The following is a 19,390-nucleotide window of genomic DNA, read 5'->3' on the forward strand; positions in this document are numbered from 1 at the left end:
ACCATGACAGAGCAATACCTGATGAGCCCGGACCGGCAACCTTCTCTGGCGGGGGTCGAGAGAGCGGCAGAAAAAATTGCTGCTATTCTGCCCGCTACGCCGCTGTTGCCACTGGACGTCGACGGTAAAACCATCTGGTGCAAGGCCGAATGTCTGCAGCCTATAGGTGCATTCAAAATCCGCGGGGGCTGGCACCGTCTGACCGATCTGACCGATGAACAAAGATCAAGGGGTGTGGTCGCATTCTCGAGCGGCAATCATGCGCAAGGCGTTGCCTGGGCCGCGCGCAAGCTGGGCGTGCACGCGACCATCATCATGCCTGAGGACGCTCCTCAGGCCAAACTGGAGAATACCAGCGCATTGGGTGCCGACATCATCACCTATGACCGGATGAGCGGTTCGCGCGAAAAGCTTGCGGCTGATTTTGCGGAAAAGACCGGAGCGGTTGTGGTCCCCAGCTTTGACGATCCCTGGATCGTCGAAGGACAGGGCAGTTGCGGCCTGGAAATACGCGAGCAGATGCTGGCACAGGTCGGGTCCGTTCCCGACCAGATCATCGTCTGCTGCGGCGGCGGTGGACTGGCCAGCGGGACCGCTCTCGCCAATCCCGATGCACGCATGATCGTGGTCGAACCGGAAGGCTGGGACGATATGAAAAGGTCGCTCGAACTCGGCACCATTGTGCCGGTCGACAAGAACCCCCCTGCAACCGAATGCGACGCGTTGCAGACGATGCAAGTCGCACAGATTACGTTTGATATATTACGAGATCGCAATGCCCTGGGGCTTTCGGTTTCCCGTGACGCGGTGCATCACGCGATGCGCGTCGCGTTCGAGAAATTGCATCTGGTTGTCGAACCGGGCGGTGCGGTTGCGCTGGCGGCGATATTGGCGGGCAAGGTGGCGCTGACGGATCGCACCGCGATCACGCTATCCGGCGGCAATGTCGATCGTCAGCTGTTTGCGAATATTATCGCCGAAAATTAGGCGGCGATGGCCAGTTCCAGATCCATCCGGCCCCAGATTTCGACTAGCGCATGCGCCAGATCCTTCATCATCGCTTCGGTATGCGCCGGACCGGGTGTGAACCGCAGCCGTTCGGTGCCGCGTGGCACTGTCGGATAGTTGATCGGCTGCACATAGACGCCATATTCAGCTAGCAATATATCGCTGATTTTCTTGGCCTTGATCGGATCACCCACCAGAAGCGGCACAATATGGGTCGATGAATCCATCAACGGCAGGCCGGATTCGAGAAACAAATCCTTGAGCCGCTGCGCCGAGGCCTGCTGGCCATCGCGCTCTGCGCTGGATTGCTTGAGGTGGCGGATACTGGCCAATGCGCCAGCGACCAATACCGGTGACAGGCTGGTCGTGAAAATGAAGCCGGGTGCATAAGAGCGGATCACGTCGACGATTTTCTGGTCGGCCGTAATATAGCCGCCCATGACGCCGACGGCCTTGGCCAGCGTGCCCTCGATAACAGTGATACGCTCGGCGGCCTTGTCGCGTTCGGAAATCCCGCCGCCGCGCTTGCCGTACATGCCAACAGCGTGGACTTCGTCGCAGTAGGTAAGGGCATTATATTTGTCGGCCAGATCGCAGATTGCGTGCAACGGAGCGACATCGCCGTCCATCGAATAGATGCTTTCAAAGGCGATCAGTTTGGGAACTTCGGGATCTTCGGCGGCCAGCAATTCTTCGAGATGCTCAAGGTCATTGTGCCGGAAAACCCGCTTTTCGCAGCCGCTGTTCTTGATTCCCGCAATCATCGAGGCATGGTTCAGTTCGTCGGAAAAAATGATGCATCCCGGCAGGATTTTGGTGAGCGTGGAAAGGGTTGCCTCGTTAGACACATAGCCGGAGGTGAACAGCAGAGCACCGGATTTGCTGTGCCAGTCGGCCAATTCCCGCTCGAGCTGGATGTGATAATGGGTATTGCCGCCGATATTGCGAGTGCCGCCGGAACCGGCGCCAACATCGTGCAACGCTTCTTCCATAGCGGCGATGACGTCGGGATGTTGGCCCATTGCGAGATAATCATTCGAGCACCATACGGTAACCGGTTGCGGTCCATTATGATGCGCGAAGCAGCGGGCATTCGGGAACGAACCCTTGTTCCGCAATATGTCGATGAAAACCCGATAGCGTCCTTCGGCATGCAGCCGGTCGATCGCTTGCGAAAAAATTTTATCGTAGTCCACTGTTTACAAAATCCTGCTTCAAATCTGTTCTTGCGGTCGTCGTGAGAAGGCCCTTAGCCGCCTTTGCCCAGAATTTCCAGCGCAAACCATTCGCAATAAGAGTTGTTCGCCATAGGCTTAGAGCGTTTCGAACTCTGTTATTCCATATTCGGCGATCGCCGATCGATAGGGTTCGATATCGACAATATCTCCGGTGGTGACAAAAATGCCGTCCCGCTTCTTGCTCGGCCAGGTTTTTTCGCTGGTCAGATGGGCGATCCGCCGCGCGATGCCTTGCGCGCCGTCGATAAACTCGATCGGCCGTTGCGCGGCCGAAGACAATTCATTGCGCAACAGCGGAAAATGGGTGCAGGCCAGAATGATAGTGTCGATTTGCTCGCCCTCCGCCTGATCTATCAATCCTGCCATCGCCGCTTCGATAATCCGCTGATCCGGTGTTTCGCCGCGCAATTTTGCTTCTGCGGCATAGACGAGATCGGGCGCGGCATGACGCAGCAATATCTTGTCCGAGGCAAAATCGGCGGCAAGCCTGTCGACATAGGGCTGCCGGATGGTTGCGCGGGTTCCAAGCAAGCCGATCACTCCGGTTTTGGTCATCATGCTGGCCGGCTTTACCGCCGGCACCGTCCCGACCACCGGGATATTCAAAGCCGACCGCACATGATCGAGGGCGATGGTCGACGCGGTATTGCAGGCGATGGTTACCAATATCGGCTTGTAACGCTCCACCAGCCGACCGAGCAGAGCGGGAACCCGGGCCGCCAATTCCGCTTCGGACTTCATCCCGTAAGGCAGTCCTGCATAATCTGCAGCATAGACGATCGGCGCATGCGGCAGAAGATCTATAGTTTCGCGCAAAACCGAAAGCCCGCCGATGCCGGAGTCGAAAAACAGCAGGGGCGGGCATTCAGCATGAGATGGTTTGATCATGCTTTTGCCCATAGCCAATATTGCGTGGCAACGGCAACCGCTTCGGTTCGTCTGACAAGCGTTTGGCCTTAACCGTTTTTTACCATCTATTACTTGCCGAAAATCAACAGTGAATATAGCGCGAACCCGACAAGGGGTAATTACAGTGCAGTCTATGTGGATAGAACCATTATTGGCGTTATTGTTCGGCTATCTGCTGGGGTCGATTCCGTTTGGCCTGTTGCTCATCCGCGCGACGGGTGGCGGTGATTTGCGCAAGACCGGGTCCGGCAATATCGGCGCCACCAACGTATTGCGCTCCGGCAACAAGGGTCTTGCCGCCCTTACCCTGCTACTCGATATCGGCAAGGGATATGCGGCGGTCTTTCTCGCTCTGCAGGTCTCCGACGGATTGGGCGTCTTGGCCGGACTGGGAGCCTTTCTTGGCCATCTTTACCCCATATGGCTCCGGTTCAATGGGGGTAAAGGCGTCGCAACACTGCTGGGCGTTGTCGCTGCCCTGATTCCCACCGCAGGGTTGATATTTGCGGTCACCTGGCTTGGTTCGCTCGCCCTTTGGCGCTACTCTTCCGTTGGAGGCATGCTTGCGGCGATATCTGTGCCGATAGCGGCTTTCCTGTTGGGAGAATATGCCATGATGCCCATGTTTATCGGCCTGGCGCTGCTGGTCCTGTGGAAGCATCGCTCCAATATCGAGCGGTTGATCGCCGGCGAGGAACCGAAAGTCGGAGCATCCAAAAAGGTCTGAGATGAATGGGGAAAAGCCAGGAAGCGTTTGACCGGCTTCGGCTTATCCGGTCCGAGAATATCGGACCCGTTACCTATCAACAAATGATCAGAAGATTTGGCTCTGCCGCGCACGCGTTGGAGGCCATACCCGATATGGCGAAACGGGGTGGCGGGCGGATGCCACGCATTGCCGACCGAAAGCAGATCGACGCAGAGGTTGCCGCGGTTCACAAACTTGGCGCCCGATTTCTCTTTCTCGATGATCCCGGCTACCCGCCCTTGCTGGCAGAGCTGAGCAATCCGCCACCGGCCCTGGTCTGGCAAGGTCGAATGGAGCTGCTTGAGCAGCCGATAGTCGCAATCGTCGGCGCGCGAAATGCATCGGCGGCGGCCTGCCGGTTCGCTCGGGATCTGGCCAACAGCTTGGTCGAAGCCGGTGTCTCGATCGTTTCGGGGCTGGCGAAAGGCATCGATACGGCTGCTCACCAGGGTTCGCTGGGGAAAGCCACAATCGCGGTGATTGCGGGCGGGCCGGATGTTTTCTATCCGCCTGAGAATGAACAGCTCCAGCGCGAGATCGCCAAGAGCGGTCTGTTGCTGGCGGAACAGCCTCCTGGAACAGAACCCCGCGCCAGACATTTTCCCTATCGCAACCGCATCATTGCCGGCTTGGCAAGGGGAACCGTAGTCATTGAAGCAGCGCCGCGTTCGGGTTCGCTTATAACGGCAAGGCTGGCAGCCGAAGCCGGTCGGCAAGTCATGGCCATTCCGGGTTCGCCGCTCGACCCGCGTTCAAGGGGGTGCAACATGCTGATCCGCGACGGGGCGACGCTGGTTCAGTCTGCCGATGATATCCTCGAGCTGGTCCGGCATTTTGATGATAGGGCGGAATCGGCGGCGAAGAACACAGGAGAGGGAGCCAGTTGTAAAATCTCGATTGTGGAGGAGGCATCTGATTTGGAGGTGAGTGATCTCGATCGCGCGCCACTCCTGAACTTGCTCAGCACCACACCGGTCACTGTCGACGAATTGGTCCGGCAATCCGGCCTGTCCCCCGCCTCCGTGCAGTTTGCGCTGCTTGAACTGGAGCTGGCCGGGCGGCTCGACCGCCATGCAGGCGCTCGGGTAAGCTGGTCAGAATGACCGCTGCGTCACCGGCCAAATTTTCACCGCCATTGACAAAAAACTTCAATCAGGGCCTTGACCTAGCGGCAATCCCTGTCACAGCCTCGCGCGTATACGTGAGAACAAAGAAAATCGGAACATATGCAGCTAGTTATTGTCGAGTCACCCGCCAAAGCCAAAACCATCGAAAAATATCTGGGATCGGATTTCAAGGTATTGGCGTCCTATGGCCACATTCGCGATCTCCCTCCCAAGGATGGTTCGGTCGATCCGGACGATGGCTTCTCCATGACCTGGCAAAACTATCCCGACAAGGCCAAACAGCTCAAAGAAATTACTGCTGAATCGAAAAAAGCCACGCGACTGATCCTCGCGACCGACCCTGACCGCGAAGGGGAAGCGATCAGCTGGCATGTTCAGGAAGTACTCCGGATCAAGAAGGCGCTTCCGGACAAGGTCGACCGGGTGACTTTCAACGCGATTACCAAGGCCGCGGTGACCGAGGCCATGACCCGTCCACGGGCTCTCGATGAGGATCTGATCGACGCCTATCGTGCCCGCCGTGCACTCGACTATCTTGTCGGATTCACCTTGTCACCGGTCTTGTGGCGCAAGCTGCCGGGCGCGAAATCCGCGGGCCGCGTCCAGTCCGTGTCGCTCCGGCTGATCGTCGAACGGGAACGCGAAATCGAGATATTCAAACCTCAGGAATTTTGGTCTGTCACGGCACAAATGGAGCAGGGCGGCCAAGCCTTTGAAGCCCGGCTGACCATCCATGACGGCAAGAAACTCGGCAAGATGGATCTGGCCAACGAAGATCAGGCCATGCTCGCCAAAGCCGCGGTTGAAAATGGTCTGTTCACGATTGAAACGATCGAAACGAAACCGCTCACCCGCAATCCGCCGCCGCCGTTTACGACGTCCACCCTGCAGCAGGAAGCAGCCCGCAAACTCGGCTATTCGGCCAGTCACACCATGCGGATCGCCCAGCAGCTTTATGAAGATGGCGCGATTACCTATATGCGTACCGATGGTGTGCAGATGGACGGCAGTGCTATTTCGGAAGCGCGCAAGGCGATCTCGGATCGCTATGACGCCAGCTATGTTCCGGACAGCCCGCGAATCTACAAGTCAAAGGCCAAAAATGCTCAGGAAGCGCATGAAGCGATCCGTCCGACCAGCTTCACCAAGAAAACCGTCGGCAGCGGCGACCACGCAAAACTCTATGACCTGATCCTGAAGCGGGCCATGGCCAGCCAGATGGCGTCCGCCCGGCTCGAGCGGACCACCGTAGAGATGCTCGACGGCACCGGGAAAACCGGCCTGAGAGCGAACGGTCAGGTCGTGAAATTCCCTGGATTTCTGGCGCTTTATGAAGAAGGCCGGGACGACGACAAGGACGAAGATGGCGGTTTGCTTCCAGCGATGTCGAAGGGCGACAGTCCCGCGAAGAAATCCGTCGACGCGTCCCAGCATTTTACCCAGCCTCCGCCGCGCTACAGCGAAGCCAGCCTGGTCAAGAAAATGGAAGAACTGGGCATCGGTCGGCCATCAACCTACGCGTCGATCATCAAGACGCTGAAAGACCGCGCCTATGTCAGGATCGAGAAGAACCGGTTCTTCGCCGAGGAGAGCGGGCGGCTGTTGACCGGATTTCTCGAGCGATTTTTCGATCGCTATGTAGCCTATGATTATACGTCCGCGCTCGAAGATGAACTGGATGAAGTCAGCGGCGGCCGTGCGCAATGGCAGGCCATTCTCGAAGCCTTCTGGCATGATTTCAAGCCGAAGACCGTGGAGATAATGGAGAAGTTGCCGTCGGAAGTGACGGCCGAGCTGGACACGTTCCTCGGCGATTATCTTTTCCCCGAAAAGGAAGACGGCAGCGATCCCCGTTTGTGCCCCCGCTGTAACGAGGGCAAGCTGGCCCTGCGTGGCGGCCGCTTTGGCGCCTTTGTTGCCTGTTCCAATTATCCCGAATGCAAGTTCACCCGGCGTTTCGCGCAGGGCGGCGGTGCCAATGCCGACGAGGACGAAGGACCGCAGGAACTGGGTGTCGATCCCGACAGCGATGAAAAGATCACCAAAAAGGTGGGCCGTTTCGGACCCTATGTCGAAAAAGGCGAGGGCAAGGAAGCCAAGCGCTCGTCTATTCCCAAGGATATTCCAGCAGAAGATTTCGGCCTTGAATGGGCCGTCAAGCTACTGTCACTGCCCCGCGAAGTAGGAATCCATCCGGAGACCAGCGAGCCGGTGACTGCACAAATCGGCCGTTACGGTCCCTATCTGCGCCACGATGGCAAATCGGCGCGGCTCGAGAATACGGTAGAAGTATTTGAAATTGGCATGAACGCAGCCGTTGCCAAACTGGCGGATGCTGCGAAGAACGGCGGCGGTCGAGGACGCGGCAAGATGGAGCCGCTCAAGATCATGGGCAAGCATCCGCGCACAGAGGAAGAGATCAAGCTGATGGACGGCCGCTTTGGTCCCTATGTGACCGACGGCACGACCAACGCGTCCTTGCCCAAAACGGTCGACAAGGATCAGCTTACTTTGGAAGAGGCGGCTCAACTGATCGATGATCGCGCTGCCAAGGGGCCCGCGAAGAAGCGCGCGAAGAAAGCCGCTCCCAAGAAAAAGGCGGCTCCGAAGAAGAAGCCGGCGGCCAAGAAGCCAGTTGCGAAAAAGCCCGCAGCAAAAAAGAAGCCTGCGGCCAAGAAGGCTCCTGCAAAGGCTGAAAAGGAATAGGTTTGAATATGGGCCAGGCTCGTTCAGGGCCTGGCCAGTCCTCTGCTATGCGGGGACAATATTCGACTGACGGATTGCAGTCGATCCGTGACTAGGCCGCGATCTCCAGGCGGTTCCGGCCGCCGTTTTTGGCTGCGTAAAGCGCATTGTCCGCCAGCAGCAACATTTCCTTCAGGTCGCGGCATCCGGAATTTTGTGCGAGTCCAGCGCTAATGGTTACGCCGATACCCGGGTCGGACGAGCGAGCGTTCATTATGGCGAGGCGTAATTTCTCGACCTGCGCTTCTGCTTCGGCGATGGAGATATCCGGCATCACGACTAGAAATTCTTCGCCGCCCATGCGTCCGATCAGCTGGTTTTTACCGATATTGCGCTTTGCCACTTTGCCAATCATCCGCAGGATGTCGTCGCCTGCGGCATGGCCGAACCGATCGTTGACCGATTTGAATTTATCGACGTCGAAAATCGCAATCGAGAGCAGCCGATTTCGGGGTCGGGCCAGTTCGAAGGCCTTTTCACTCTCTTCCAATATGTGTCGTCTCGAGGAAAGCCCGGTCAGCTCGTCCAGAGCGAGCAGGCGCGCTTTCTGCAGCTTTGCCGTCACCGCTTTTTGCCGATCCTTTTCCGCCATGATCCGAAGCAGCTTTTCGGTCTCGATTATCTTCTCTACCTTGCGCTGACCGTCCGCCAACAGCGACGCTACCGGCAGTGCCAGCATGAGTTGGCTGGCGATATAGGCCTGCAACACGAATATTTTGGTGATGTGACTGGCATCGAGCCCCGCGATGGGACCGAACCCGGCGATGGTCAGAAATTCAGCCACAATGGCAACGATCAACGTCGACATCATACCGCCAAGCGGTCCAAAGCGGAATACCGCGATGAACACGGGAATCGCTGTAAGAAACAGTAGCGGAACGACGGTCTGGACAAGGGCCATTGCCGACACGGCAAACACCAGCAGGAGTACGCCTGCGAATTCGATATGCCTGTTCTTCGGCCATGTATATCGTTCGATTCCCGTCAGCGTCGCGTGCAGAATGTTGAAGCAGGGCAGGAAAATCAGCAGGCCGAGCAGATCTGATCCAAACCAGGATATCCAGTTGTTACCCAGTTCGCCGGTGCTGCCGAGAGAGGCGGTGGTTGCCGAGACCGAGCTGACAAACACCGAAATTGCAACAAATTTGACCAGCTGTGTCGGATTGTAAAGACCCGTTTTCGGCAAACCCAGCTTCGAGATGATATGATATGCCAATACCGCTTCCAGCACGTTTGAAGCCGAAAAGACAATCGATGTCTGTAGCGGAAATCCTGCCTGCAAATTGACCGCGGTGCTCGCCAGCAAAACACTCGTACAATAAAACAGATGTTCCTTCCGGGGGAATATCATCATCATGAAAACAAGGCTGGCGTTGGCAGACCACAGGGCCGCAAAACCGCCGGTATAATTGGACGCTGCGATCACAATCAGCGAGTTGACGCAGAACACCGCCGCGACGAAAGCCGCGCGTACGATGATAGGCCGAATACCGGTTAAATCTGAAGACTGATGCTGCAAGTTCATTCCCAAAGCCGAACGCAATTCGTTCCTGCTGCAGGCCATCGTCGCAATAGGCTAATTTATCCCTAATATTGCAATTGTTTACAAATGTCGTCGCAACGCACGATCCAGACGATAGCGCTGCATCGCAGTCAGGGACGGGTGCTGTCTCTGTTCGGCGCTAGCGAAGTCGGGCCTATTTGACCCAGTCCAGCCCCATATCCTGATAGAGGCTTCTGTCCTCATCCCAGTTCGCGCTGACTTTGACGTGGAGATAGAGATGGACCGGTTTGCCCAATATCCCGGACAATTCCGCTCGGGCCTTGGCCCCGATTTCCTTGATCTGGTGACCACCCTTGCCAAGGATGATCGCTTTCTGGCTGGCCTTTTCGACGAGGATTTGCTGGTGCACCTCGAGCGATCCGTCGGGCCGTTCCTTATATTGCTCCATCGCGATCGCGGTCGCATAAGGCAGTTCCGCGTGCAGTTGCCGGAAAACCTGTTCGCGGGTGATCTCTGCGGCCAATATGCGCTCGCTGGCATCGGACACCTGGTCCGCGGGGAAATGCCAGGGGCCTTCCGGCATTGCATTGACCAGATAGGATCTGAGTTCCTCCAAACCGTCACCGGTCTTGGCGCTGACAAAGAAGGTCTCGTCGAAATCAGCCAGTTCGTGCAGCTTGACGACATGGCCGAGCATCTTGTCTTTGGCAGCAATATCGACCTTGTTCATGACCAGGATCGTCTTTTCCGATCGGTGCTTGATCCGTTCGACAATCGAGGTCACCTTGGTGCCGAGACCGGCCCGTGCATCGACCAGCATGACGATAATATCGGCATCTTCGGCGCCTTCCCAGGCGGCAGAAACCATGGCGCGGTCAAGTCGGCGGTGCGGTTCGAATATGCCGGGCGTGTCAACCAGCAGAAGCTGGGTATCTTCCTCGAGAGCGATGCCCAACAGCCGCGTCCGCGTGGTTTGCGGTTTGGAACTGGTGATTGCCACCTTCTGCCCGACCAGCGCATTGATCAGGGTCGATTTGCCGGCATTGGGCGCACCAATCAAAGCTACGACGCCGCATTTTTGTGTCATGTGAATTTTTCCAGAAATTTCTTTGCAGCCGCGGTTTCGGCGGCCTGAATAGCAGAAGCGGTGGCCGTGACCTCGCCGATATTGCGAACGCTCAGTTTGATGGTGAATTTCAGATCGTGATGCGGACCGCTTTTGTCGATCAGTTCATATTCCGGAACCTTGCGATTGTTGGCGGCTGCCCACTCCTGCAGAGCGGATTTCGGATGCCTGACGTCAGCGACGGTTGCAGAGACCCGGCCACCCCAATGGCGGAGGATGAAACTGCGAGCGGCCTCCATGCCGTGATCGAGATAGACCGCCCCGATCAGCGATTCCATGACGTCGCCCAGAACCTTTATGCTTTGCCGCGCACCGTCGTCCCGCGCCTGCTTGCCGAGCAGGATATGATCGCCCACGCCGATGTGCTTGGCGACGGCGCCGCATACCGGGCCGGAAACGAGGCCATTGAGGCGCTGCGACAATTGCCCTTCCGGTTCGTCGGGGAACTGGTGGTAGAGATGATCGGCGATGACCAGGCCTAGTATCCGGTCTCCAAGAAATTCCAGCCGCTGATAGTCCATCTGCCCGTGGCTGCCATGAGTTGCGGCTCGGACATAAAGCTCAGGTGAAACCGGCGGTTCGTTGGTGATCTCGGCTATCCATTCGAGAAAGTCGGGGCGGTTCAAAATGTTTCTCCGATCCGTTCCCAGCGCGCTGCCGTGATCCAGGTCCACGGCTTGATCCATTCTGCCGTACCATCGGTCGAGAAAATCGAGACCAGAGCCCGACCGACAAGATTTTCTTGCGGTACCATGCCGATTGCATGGCCGTCTACAGCGGGAAAGCGGCTGTCGGCACTGCGGTCGCGGTTGTCACCCATCAGGAACATATGACCATCCGGTACCACAAATGCCTCGGTTGTGTCGCCTTCCGAATCTTCGTAAATGTCCAAAATCCGATAGGATATCCCGTTGGGCAAGGTTTCCTGAAATTGCGGATAGCGGCAGATCGTCGAGCCGCTATCGCCCGGTGACTCAAATTCGTCGCGGTAACACGGGCTGTTTGGGGTAACAGGATGTTCGAAATCCTCGATCTGCGTACGCTTGACCTCGGTTCCGTTGATCGAGACCACGCCCTTGGTGACCTGAACGATATCGCCGGAGAGCGCGATTACGCGTTTGATATAGTCATCGCGCGCGTTTGGTGGAGCCTTGAACACCACAACGTCGCCGGGTTTAGGCGGATTGGGTAAAATCCGGCCAGGGAACAGGGATATGTCGAACGGCAGGCTGTAGTTGGAAAAGCCATAAGGCCATTTCGCCACCAGCAGATAATCGCCGACGACAAGCCGAGGCTGCATCGATTCCGAGGGAATGTTGAACGGCGAGATGATGAAACTGCGCAAGATCAGGATGAACAATGCAAGTTTTACAAGGAACGCGACAAAGTCCCGCGTTTCGGATCGTTCTGCTTTATCTCGCGCCATGGCGCCCCTTTGCCGACATTGGCGGCGGCGTCAAGAATTCTTGCATTTGCCCGCTCGGCGCGATTTTCACCTTGAGACAGGTCCACTCGACCGATAGGGCAGAGGGACTTGAACGGTGAACCCAATTCATACCCCAGAGATCGGATGTTTCCATGACTTCAGACCAGTGGCAGACCATCAAGGCGCTACCCCAGACACCGCTCGTCAGCCTGTTCGACGAAGATCCCGACCGGGTCGCCAATTTCGGATTGGAGCAGGCCGGGATCTACTTTGATTTTTCAAAAACCCATCTCGATGCAACCGCTGTCCAGGCTTTCGATAAACTGGCCGACGAACTGGACCTCGCGGGTAGAGTGAATGCCTTGCTGAGCGGCGAACCTATCAATGTAAGCGAGGGAAGGGCGGCGGAACATAGCGCCGAGCGCGGAACCGGAAACCCGGCGAGCGTCGACAATGCCGCCATGCTGCACCAGCGCATGAAAAGTCTGATCGAAGTAATCGAAACCGGTGTGTTGGGCGATTTTACGCAGATCATCCATCTCGGCATCGGAGGATCGGCACTCGGTCCCAAAATGCTGCACCAGGCGCTCAAGCTCGGTGATGAAAAATATGAACTTGCGGTCGTCTCCAATATCGATGGAGCGGCCCTAGAACCGGTGCTGGAGCGCTTCACTGCCGCCAAGACTCTGCTGGTCGTCGCGTCGAAGACATTCACCACCGCGGAGACACTGCTCAACGCGCATGCGGTGCTGGACTGGATGCGCGAAGACGGCGTCGCTGATCCGTTGGGACAGGTCGTGGCTCTGACGGCCGCGCCCGAACAGGCAGTGGAATGGGGCGTCGATGAAACGCGCATATTGCCGTTTTCCGAGACAGTCGGCGGCCGCTATTCGCTCTGGTCCTCGATCAGCTTCAGTCTGGCGCTAGCTCTCGGATATGAAGCCTTCGAGGATTTGCTGGCCGGTGCAGCCACGATGGACCAGCATTTTCGGGATACTCCCTGGGCGAAGAATATTCCGGCTCTCGCCGCCTTCGCCGATCAATATTATGCACAGGTTCGCGGATGCGAAACCCGGGCGGTTTTTGCCTATGACGAGCGCCTGGGCCTGCTGCCCGACTATCTTCAGCAGCTTGAAATGGAGAGCAACGGCAAATCCGTGACACTGGATGGCGAACCATTGGCACTGCAGTCGAGCCCGATCGTCTGGGGCGGCATCGGCACCGATGCGCAACATGCCGTCTTTCAGCTGCTCCACCAGGGCAGCCATCTGGTGCCTGTCGAGTTCCTGGCGGTGGTCGAGCCGGGGCACTCGTTGGGCCCTGCTCACCATCACGGCCTGCTACTCAACTGCTTCGCGCAGGGGGCGGCGTTGATGGCGGGTAAAAAATCCGATGACAGTCATCGAAATTATCCAGGTGACAGGCCATCGGTCACCATCTTACTGGAAGACTTGGAAGCACGTTCACTGGGTGCGCTGCTGGCATTTTACGAGCATCGCACTTTTGTGAACGCGGTTTTGCTGAATATCAATCCGTTCGATCAATTTGGCGTGGAGCTCGGAAAGCAGATGGCCAACGCACTGGCCGCTGACGATGGTAACCGATTGGACGCTTCGACCGAAGAACTGAAAAAGCGGGCCTTCGGACCCGGGCAATAAGGAAAATTACATGGCTGAATATGATTATGACCTGTTCGTTATCGGAGCAGGTTCCGGAGGAACGCGAGCTGCGCGGGTTTCCGCGTCTTATGGTGCGAAAGTAGCAGTAGCCGAAGAATATCGGGTTGGTGGAACCTGTGTCATCCGCGGCTGTGTGCCAAAGAAACTGCTGGTTTACGGCTCCCATTTTTCCGAAGAACTGGAAGATGGCAAGAATTTTGGCTGGACCTGGGAAAATGCAAGGTTCGATTGGCCGACCCTGCGCGATCATATTCTCAAGGACGTTGACAGGCTGAACAACGCCTATACCGAAACGTTGAAAAACCACGATGTCGAGGTCATCCTCGAACGCGCCGAACTCACCGGACCGCATGAAATCAAGCTGGGTGATGGCAGGACGGTTACTGCAAAATATATATTGATCGCCGTGGGTGCATGGCCCGCTGTCGCCGAATTTCCGGGCAGTGAACATATGTCTACGTCGAACGAGATGTTTCATCTCGAGAAGCTGCCCGAGACAGTCATCATTTCCGGTGGTGGCTATATTGCGAATGAATTTGCAGGTATTTTCAATGGCTTGGGCAGTGAAGTCACGGTTGTCAATCGCTCGGACATCATATTGCGCGGCTATGACGAGAGCGTCCGCGATCGGTTGATACAGATCTCGCTCGCCAAAGGTATCAGTTACAAATTCAACTGCCACTTCGACAAGATCGAAAAGCGTGAGGATGGCGCTCTCGACGTTTACATGGACGGGCACGATGAGCCGGTCCGCGCCGATGTGGTGCTTGCTGCTACCGGACGTCGACCGAAGATCGAGGGACTGGGTCTGGAAAATGCGGGGGTCAGGATCAACGATAGCGACGCGATCATCGTCGATGAATATAGCCAGACCAACGTCGACAATATTTATGCCGTGGGCGACGTCACCGACCGCGTCCAATTGACTCCGATCGCGATCCGCGAGGGGCAGGCCTTTGCCGACACCGTGTTCGGCGACAATCCGCGCACCGTCGATTATGACAATATTCCCTCGGCGGTATTCTCTCAGCCGCCGATTGCTTCGGTCGGTCTGACCGAAGGCGAAGCACGCGAGAAATATGGCAATATCAAGGTTTATTCCTCTGATTTCAGGGCGATGCGCAATGTGTTCGCCGACCGGACCGAGCGCAGCCTTTACAAGATGATCGTGGAGCATCCGACCGAGAAAATTCTCGGACTGCACATGATCGGTCCCGACGCACCGGAAATCTTGCAGGCCGCCGCGATCGCGGTGAAAGCCGGACTGACGAAGCAGGCCTTTGACGATACCGTGGCCCTGCACCCCAGCATGGCGGAGGAACTTGTCCTGTTCAAATAGGGTGACGCTACGGCCTCTTGGACTATAGAAAAGGTTTAATCGCGCGATTAATTACTATTGACGATTGCCTAACCGGCTGTGCATTGACTAGGGCATATTGCATCTAGTGATTCACAGCCGGGGGTTTAATGTCAGACATTATCGCACAATTGGAAGCCAAGCGTGCCGAAGCCATGCTTGGCGGCGGGCAGAAGCGAATCGATAGCCAGCATGCCAAGGGCAAGCTGACCGCGCGCGAGCGGATCGAAATCCTGCTCGACGAAGATTCGTTCGAAGAGATCGACATGTATGTCGAACATAATTGCGTCGATTTCGGCATGGAAAAAACCAGGATCGCCGGCGACGGCGTGGTTACCGGCTCGGGCACGATCAACGGCCGGCTGGTCTTCGTGTTCAGCCAGGACTTCACGGTGTTCGGCGGCTCGCTTTCCGAACGCCATGCCGAGAAGATCTGCAAGGTGCTCGACAATGCGATGAAAGTCGGCGCGCCGGTTATCGGCATCAACGACAGCGGTGGCGCGCGTATTCAGGAAGGCGTGGCATCGCTCGGCGGCTATGCCGACGTGTTCCAGAAAAATGTGCTCGCCAGTGGCGTGATCCCGCAGCTTAGCCTGATCATGGGGCCTTGCGCGGGCGGCGCGGTCTATTCCCCGGCAATGACCGATTTCATCTTCATGGTGAAGGACAGCAGCTACATGTTCGTCACCGGGCCCGATGTGGTCAAGACCGTGACCAACGAGATCGTGACGCAGGAAGAACTGGGCGGAGCGGTCACGCACACCACCAAGACCAGCGTCGCCGATGTCGCTTATGAAAATGATATCGAGGCATTGCTCGCGGCGCGCGACTTCATCGACTTCATGCCGCTTTCCAACCGCGAGGAAGTCCCCGAACGGCCGACCGCCGATCCGTGGGACCGGCTCGAGGACAGCCTCGATACGCTGATCCCGGACAATGCCAACCAGCCTTATGACATGCACGAAGTCATCCGCAAGATGGTCGACGAGGGCGATTTCTTTGAAGTCCAGCCGTCCCATGCCGGCAATATCATCTGCGGCTTTGGCCGGATGGAAGGCGCCACCGTCGGTGTCGTCGCCAATCAGCCCATGGTGCTCGCGGGTTGCCTCGACATCAATGCATCCAAGAAGGCAGCGCGCTTTGTCCGCTATTGCGACGCGTTCAACATTCCGATCGTGACATTGGTCGACGTTCCAGGCTTTCTGCCCGGCACCTCACAAGAGCATAACGGCATCATCAAACATGGCGCGAAGCTTCTCTTTGCCTATGCCGAGGCGACCGTGCCGAAGATCACGATCATCACCCGCAAGGCTTATGGCGGCGCTTATGACGTGATGGCGTCCAAGCATCTGCGCGGCGATCTAAATTATGCCTGGCCCACCGCCGAAATCGCTGTGATGGGTGCAAAAGGAGCGGTCGAAATCATCTTCCGCGGCAAGACGCCGGATGAGATTGCCGAGCGTACCGCGGAATATGAAGCGCGCTTTGCCAACCCGTTCATTGCGGCGCAAAAGGGCTTTATTGACGAAGTGATCATGCCCCATTCAACGCGGCGCCGGGTGGCTCTGGGGTTACGGAAGCTGCGCAACAAGCAGCTCGAGAACCCGTGGAAGAAGCATGACAATATTCCGTTGTAGGGGTTAATTTATGCCAACAGGACTAGTAGCCCTCCTCGACGACGTCGCAGCCATTGCGAAGGTCGCTGCCGCTTCGGTTGATGATATCGGTGCCGCCGCCGCGCGGGCCGGGACCAAATCGGCTGGCGTGGTGATCGACGATGCTGCGGTTACGCCGACCTATGTGACCGGCTTCGATCCGTCGCGCGAATTGCCGATGATCTGGAAAATTACCAAGGGGTCGTTCAAGAACAAGCTGGTCTTTTTGCTACCGGCAGCGGTGCTTTTGGGTCAATTTGCGCCCTTTTTGATACCGATCATCCTCATTTTCGGCGGTTTGTTCCTCTGTTATGAAGCCGCCGAGAAGGTTCTGGAAATTTTCCATGTCGACGAGTCCACCAAACATGACCAGCCCGCGATCATCGAAGGGCCGGGGCGGGAGCAGGAGATGGTCTCGGGCGCGATCCGGACTGACCTGATCCTGTCGGGCGAGATCATGGCGATCGCCTTGTCCGAGCTGACCGACCAGGTCTGGTGGGAGCAGGCGATCATATTGGCGATCATCGGCATCGTGATTACCGTTGCCGTCTATGGCTCGGTCGCGCTGATCGTGAAGATGGACGATATCGGTCTGCATATCGCTCAGAATAATGAAGGAGCGTTGCGTTCCTTTGGCTGTGGCCTGGTTCGGCTGATGCCGAAACTGCTCGCGGCCCTATCGATCATCGGGACGCTGGCCATGGCCTGGGTCGGCGGCGGGTTGCTGGTCCACAATGTCGCGGCTCTGGGATGGCACGGCCCGGAACATCTGATCGATTGGCTCTCGCATCCGCTGCTTGGCCTGTTCCCGGCTTCGGCCGAGCTGATGGTCGGCGGTATCGCCTTTGCGCTACTGTCGGGGATACTCGGCGTGCTCGTTGGCGCCGGAATAGCGCCGCTGGTGCACAAGATCATTCCGCATGGAGAAGGACATTAGATGAAACTGGGAAGAATGAACCATATCGGCGTCGCAACGCCCGATCTTGATGCCTCGATCGCTTTCTATCGCGATGTCATGGGCGCCACCGATATCACCGAACCGTTCGTGCTGGATTCGCAGAAAGTGCGCGTCTGTTTCGTCAACACACCGGGCGAGGGCGGCACCGCCGGCACGCAGGTCGAATTGCTGCAGCCGACACAAGCGGACAGCGCGGTCGGCAAATGGCTGGAGAAAAACCCGCTCGGCGGCCAGCATCATATCTGTTTTGAAGTGCCCGATATCCACGCCGCCAAGGCCGAATTCGAAGCGATGGGCAAGCGCGTCCTCGGCGAACCGCGGATCGGCGCGCACGGTACGTTGATCTTTTTTGTGCATCCCAAGGATATGGGCGGAATGCTGACCGAAATTATGGAAACACCAAAAGGGCACTAAACAAATATTCGTCATCCTGAACTTGTTTCAGGACCCCGCGAGATCCTGAAACAAGTTCAGGATGACGAACCATTCAAAAGGACCAAATATGGAATTCGAAACAATCAAGCTGGATATTGCGGACAATATCGCCACCATCACGCTGAACCGGCCCGAGCGTCTGAACGCCATGGCGCCACAAATGGCGGACGAGATCGGCGACGCGCTGGACCAGCTGGACGGTGCGCGCTGCGTGCTGATCTCGGGCGAAGGCAGAGCCTTTTGCTCGGGAGCCGATCTTGCCGCGCGCGGGGCTGGCGCGTCCATCTCCGGCGGGCAGGGCGCCCACCGTGCGCTGAGCCGGTCCTATAATCCGCTGATGATGAAACTGGCCCGACTGGAAGTTCCGGTAATCACCGCGGTCAACGGTCCCGCAGCCGGTGTCGGTTGCAGCCTTGCTCTGGCCAGCGATTTTGCCGTCGCGGGCAAATCAGCTTATTTCCTTCAGGCGTTCGTAAACATTGGTCTTGTGCCGGACGGCGGTGCATCATGGATGCTGGCACGGCTCATCGGTAAGGCGCGGGCGACGGAAATGATGATGCTGGGAGAGAAAATCTCCGGAGAGAAAGCTGCCGACTGGGGGCTGATCTACAAATGTGTCGAGGATGACATGTTGATCGAGGAAGCCCGCTCGCTGGCGGGGCGCCTGGCAAATGGGCCGACGGTTTCGCTGGGACTGATGCGGCAGGGACTGGCTGCAGCGCTGGAATCGGACTATGCTTCCGCCTTGCGGACAGAAGCGGAAAACCAGCTAATTGCCGGTGACAGCGCTGATGCGAGGGAAGGCGGAATATCCTTCCTCCAGAAACGCAAGGCGGAGTTCAAGGGCGAGTGATTTTCTACGATAGCGCCAATCCTGCTCCAAATCCCCGTCGGGTGCGCATATTTGCCGCCGAGAAGGGTATAGCCCTGCCAACCGAAAATATTTCGATCATGGCGGGCGAGCAGAAATCACCGGAATTTCTGAAGATCAATTCGCGCGGCCAGACGCCGGCATTGAAGCTGGACGACGGAACGGTGATCAGCGAAAGCGTGGCTATCTGTCGCTATCTCGAAGCGGTGCATCCCGAGAAGCCGATGTTCGGGGAAAAGCCGGAAGAAATCGGCGCGATCGAAATGTGGTTACGCCGGGCCGAAATGCTGGTGATGGAGCCGGTCGGCAAGCTCTGGGTACATGCCCATCCCTATACCGCGAAAATGCCGATCAAGCGTTATCCGGAATATGGCGAAAGCAATCGTGCGCGGGCGGTCGAGGGATTTTCGATGTGCAATGAGGCATTGGCCGACCGGGACTATCTGGCAGGATCACGGTTTAGCGCCGCCGATATCATCCTGTTCTGCACAATAGAATTTGCCCAATTTGTGGGGATAGATATTCCCCAGGAACATAAGCATTTGCTAGACTGGCATGCCCGCGTTTCCGCGCGGCCAAGCGCCAAGGCTTGAAAGACGAAGAT

Annotated in this window: 17 protein-coding genes; 11 read left to right on the plus strand and 6 right to left on the minus strand. The window is 57.2% G+C overall.

Translation table 11 applies throughout. The features are described from left to right. Nucleotides 1–3 precede the first annotated feature (3 nt). On the plus strand, nucleotides 4–987 hold the full coding sequence (locus tag HUO14_RS07880; protein WP_246255359.1) for a threonine ammonia-lyase: 984 nt from the start codon (nucleotides 4–6) through the stop codon (nucleotides 985–987). Here HUO14_RS07880 and hemA read toward each other — a convergent pair. Continuing rightward, the gene (hemA, locus tag HUO14_RS07885; protein WP_176279300.1) at nucleotides 984–2,204 is read right to left on the minus strand and encodes a 5-aminolevulinate synthase; all 1,221 of its coding nucleotides are present in this window, start codon (nucleotides 2,202–2,204) and stop codon (nucleotides 984–986) included. The genes HUO14_RS07880 and hemA overlap by 4 nt on opposite strands. Before the next feature lie 117 nt (nucleotides 2,205–2,321). Beyond that, the gene (murI, locus tag HUO14_RS07890) at nucleotides 2,322–3,134 is read right to left on the minus strand and encodes a glutamate racemase (RefSeq protein WP_176279301.1); all 813 of its coding nucleotides are present in this window, start codon (nucleotides 3,132–3,134) and stop codon (nucleotides 2,322–2,324) included. Between the two features lie 172 nt (nucleotides 3,135–3,306). Here murI and plsY point away from each other — a divergent pair, with 172 nt between their 5' ends. From plsY to topA, 3 genes are all read left to right on the plus strand, one after another. Beyond that, complete coding sequence (gene plsY / locus HUO14_RS07895; protein ID WP_425500479.1) at nucleotides 3,307–3,882, plus strand: glycerol-3-phosphate 1-O-acyltransferase PlsY; 576 nt, start codon at nucleotides 3,307–3,309, stop codon at nucleotides 3,880–3,882. Nucleotides 3,883–3,887: 5 nt separating this feature from the next. Beyond that, nucleotides 3,888–5,006, plus strand: a complete 1,119-nt coding sequence (dprA, locus tag HUO14_RS07900; protein ID WP_176279302.1) for a DNA-processing protein DprA — start codon at nucleotides 3,888–3,890, stop codon at nucleotides 5,004–5,006. Nucleotides 5,007–5,129: 123 nt separating this feature from the next. Further along, nucleotides 5,130–7,736: a type I DNA topoisomerase gene (gene topA, locus HUO14_RS07905; RefSeq protein WP_176279303.1), complete on the plus strand. Its 2,607-nt coding sequence runs from the start codon at nucleotides 5,130–5,132 to the stop codon at nucleotides 7,734–7,736. Between the two features lie 91 nt (nucleotides 7,737–7,827). Here the strand turns inward: topA and HUO14_RS07910 are convergent, their stop codons facing one another. The 4 genes from HUO14_RS07910 to lepB form a co-directional block, all read right to left on the minus strand. Then, complete coding sequence (locus HUO14_RS07910; RefSeq protein ID WP_176279304.1) at nucleotides 7,828–9,300, minus strand: sensor domain-containing diguanylate cyclase; 1,473 nt, start codon at nucleotides 9,298–9,300, stop codon at nucleotides 7,828–7,830. Between the two features lie 172 nt (nucleotides 9,301–9,472). Then, the gene (gene era / locus HUO14_RS07915) at nucleotides 9,473–10,366 is read right to left on the minus strand and encodes a GTPase Era (protein ID WP_176279305.1); all 894 of its coding nucleotides are present in this window, start codon (nucleotides 10,364–10,366) and stop codon (nucleotides 9,473–9,475) included. Beyond that, nucleotides 10,363–11,031, minus strand: a complete 669-nt coding sequence (gene rnc, locus HUO14_RS07920; protein ID WP_246255360.1) for a ribonuclease III — start codon at nucleotides 11,029–11,031, stop codon at nucleotides 10,363–10,365. Before rnc ends, era begins: the two co-directional genes overlap by 4 nt. Continuing rightward, a complete protein-coding gene (gene lepB, locus HUO14_RS07925; protein ID WP_176279307.1) occupies nucleotides 11,028–11,831 on the minus strand; it encodes a signal peptidase I in 804 nt (267 codons plus the stop codon). Before lepB ends, rnc begins: the two co-directional genes overlap by 4 nt. A 152-nt stretch (nucleotides 11,832–11,983) precedes the next feature. On the opposite strand from lepB, the gene pgi reads away from it, so the two are divergent. From pgi to HUO14_RS16495, 7 genes are all read left to right on the plus strand, one after another. Further along, nucleotides 11,984–13,489 (plus strand): glucose-6-phosphate isomerase, encoded by a 1,506-nt coding sequence (pgi, locus tag HUO14_RS07930; protein ID WP_176279308.1) that lies wholly within the window; start codon nucleotides 11,984–11,986, stop codon nucleotides 13,487–13,489. Nucleotides 13,490–13,499: 10 nt separating this feature from the next. After that, nucleotides 13,500–14,849: a glutathione-disulfide reductase gene (gene gor, locus HUO14_RS07935; protein ID WP_176279309.1), complete on the plus strand. Its 1,350-nt coding sequence runs from the start codon at nucleotides 13,500–13,502 to the stop codon at nucleotides 14,847–14,849. A 128-nt stretch (nucleotides 14,850–14,977) separates the two neighbouring features. After that, a complete protein-coding gene (locus HUO14_RS07940) occupies nucleotides 14,978–16,504 on the plus strand; it encodes an acyl-CoA carboxylase subunit beta (RefSeq protein WP_176279310.1) in 1,527 nt (508 codons plus the stop codon). Between the two features lie 10 nt (nucleotides 16,505–16,514). Next, nucleotides 16,515–17,459, plus strand: coding sequence for a DUF808 domain-containing protein (locus HUO14_RS07945; RefSeq protein ID WP_176279311.1), 945 nt, complete (start codon nucleotides 16,515–16,517; stop codon nucleotides 17,457–17,459). Beyond that, complete coding sequence (gene mce / locus HUO14_RS07950; RefSeq protein WP_176279312.1) at nucleotides 17,460–17,894, plus strand: methylmalonyl-CoA epimerase; 435 nt, start codon at nucleotides 17,460–17,462, stop codon at nucleotides 17,892–17,894. It begins immediately after the preceding gene. Between the two features lie 88 nt (nucleotides 17,895–17,982). After that, complete coding sequence (locus HUO14_RS07955) at nucleotides 17,983–18,768, plus strand: enoyl-CoA hydratase-related protein (protein ID WP_176279313.1); 786 nt, start codon at nucleotides 17,983–17,985, stop codon at nucleotides 18,766–18,768. Continuing rightward, nucleotides 18,765–19,379, plus strand: coding sequence for a glutathione S-transferase N-terminal domain-containing protein (locus tag HUO14_RS16495; RefSeq protein WP_176279314.1), 615 nt, complete (start codon nucleotides 18,765–18,767; stop codon nucleotides 19,377–19,379). Before HUO14_RS07955 ends, HUO14_RS16495 begins: the two co-directional genes overlap by 4 nt. The last annotated feature ends 11 nt before the right edge of the window (nucleotides 19,380–19,390 follow it).

The organism is Parasphingorhabdus flavimaris, from assembly GCF_013371215.1.
In the GTDB taxonomy this organism is placed as follows: Bacteria; Pseudomonadota; Alphaproteobacteria; order Sphingomonadales; family Sphingomonadaceae; genus Parasphingorhabdus; species Parasphingorhabdus flavimaris.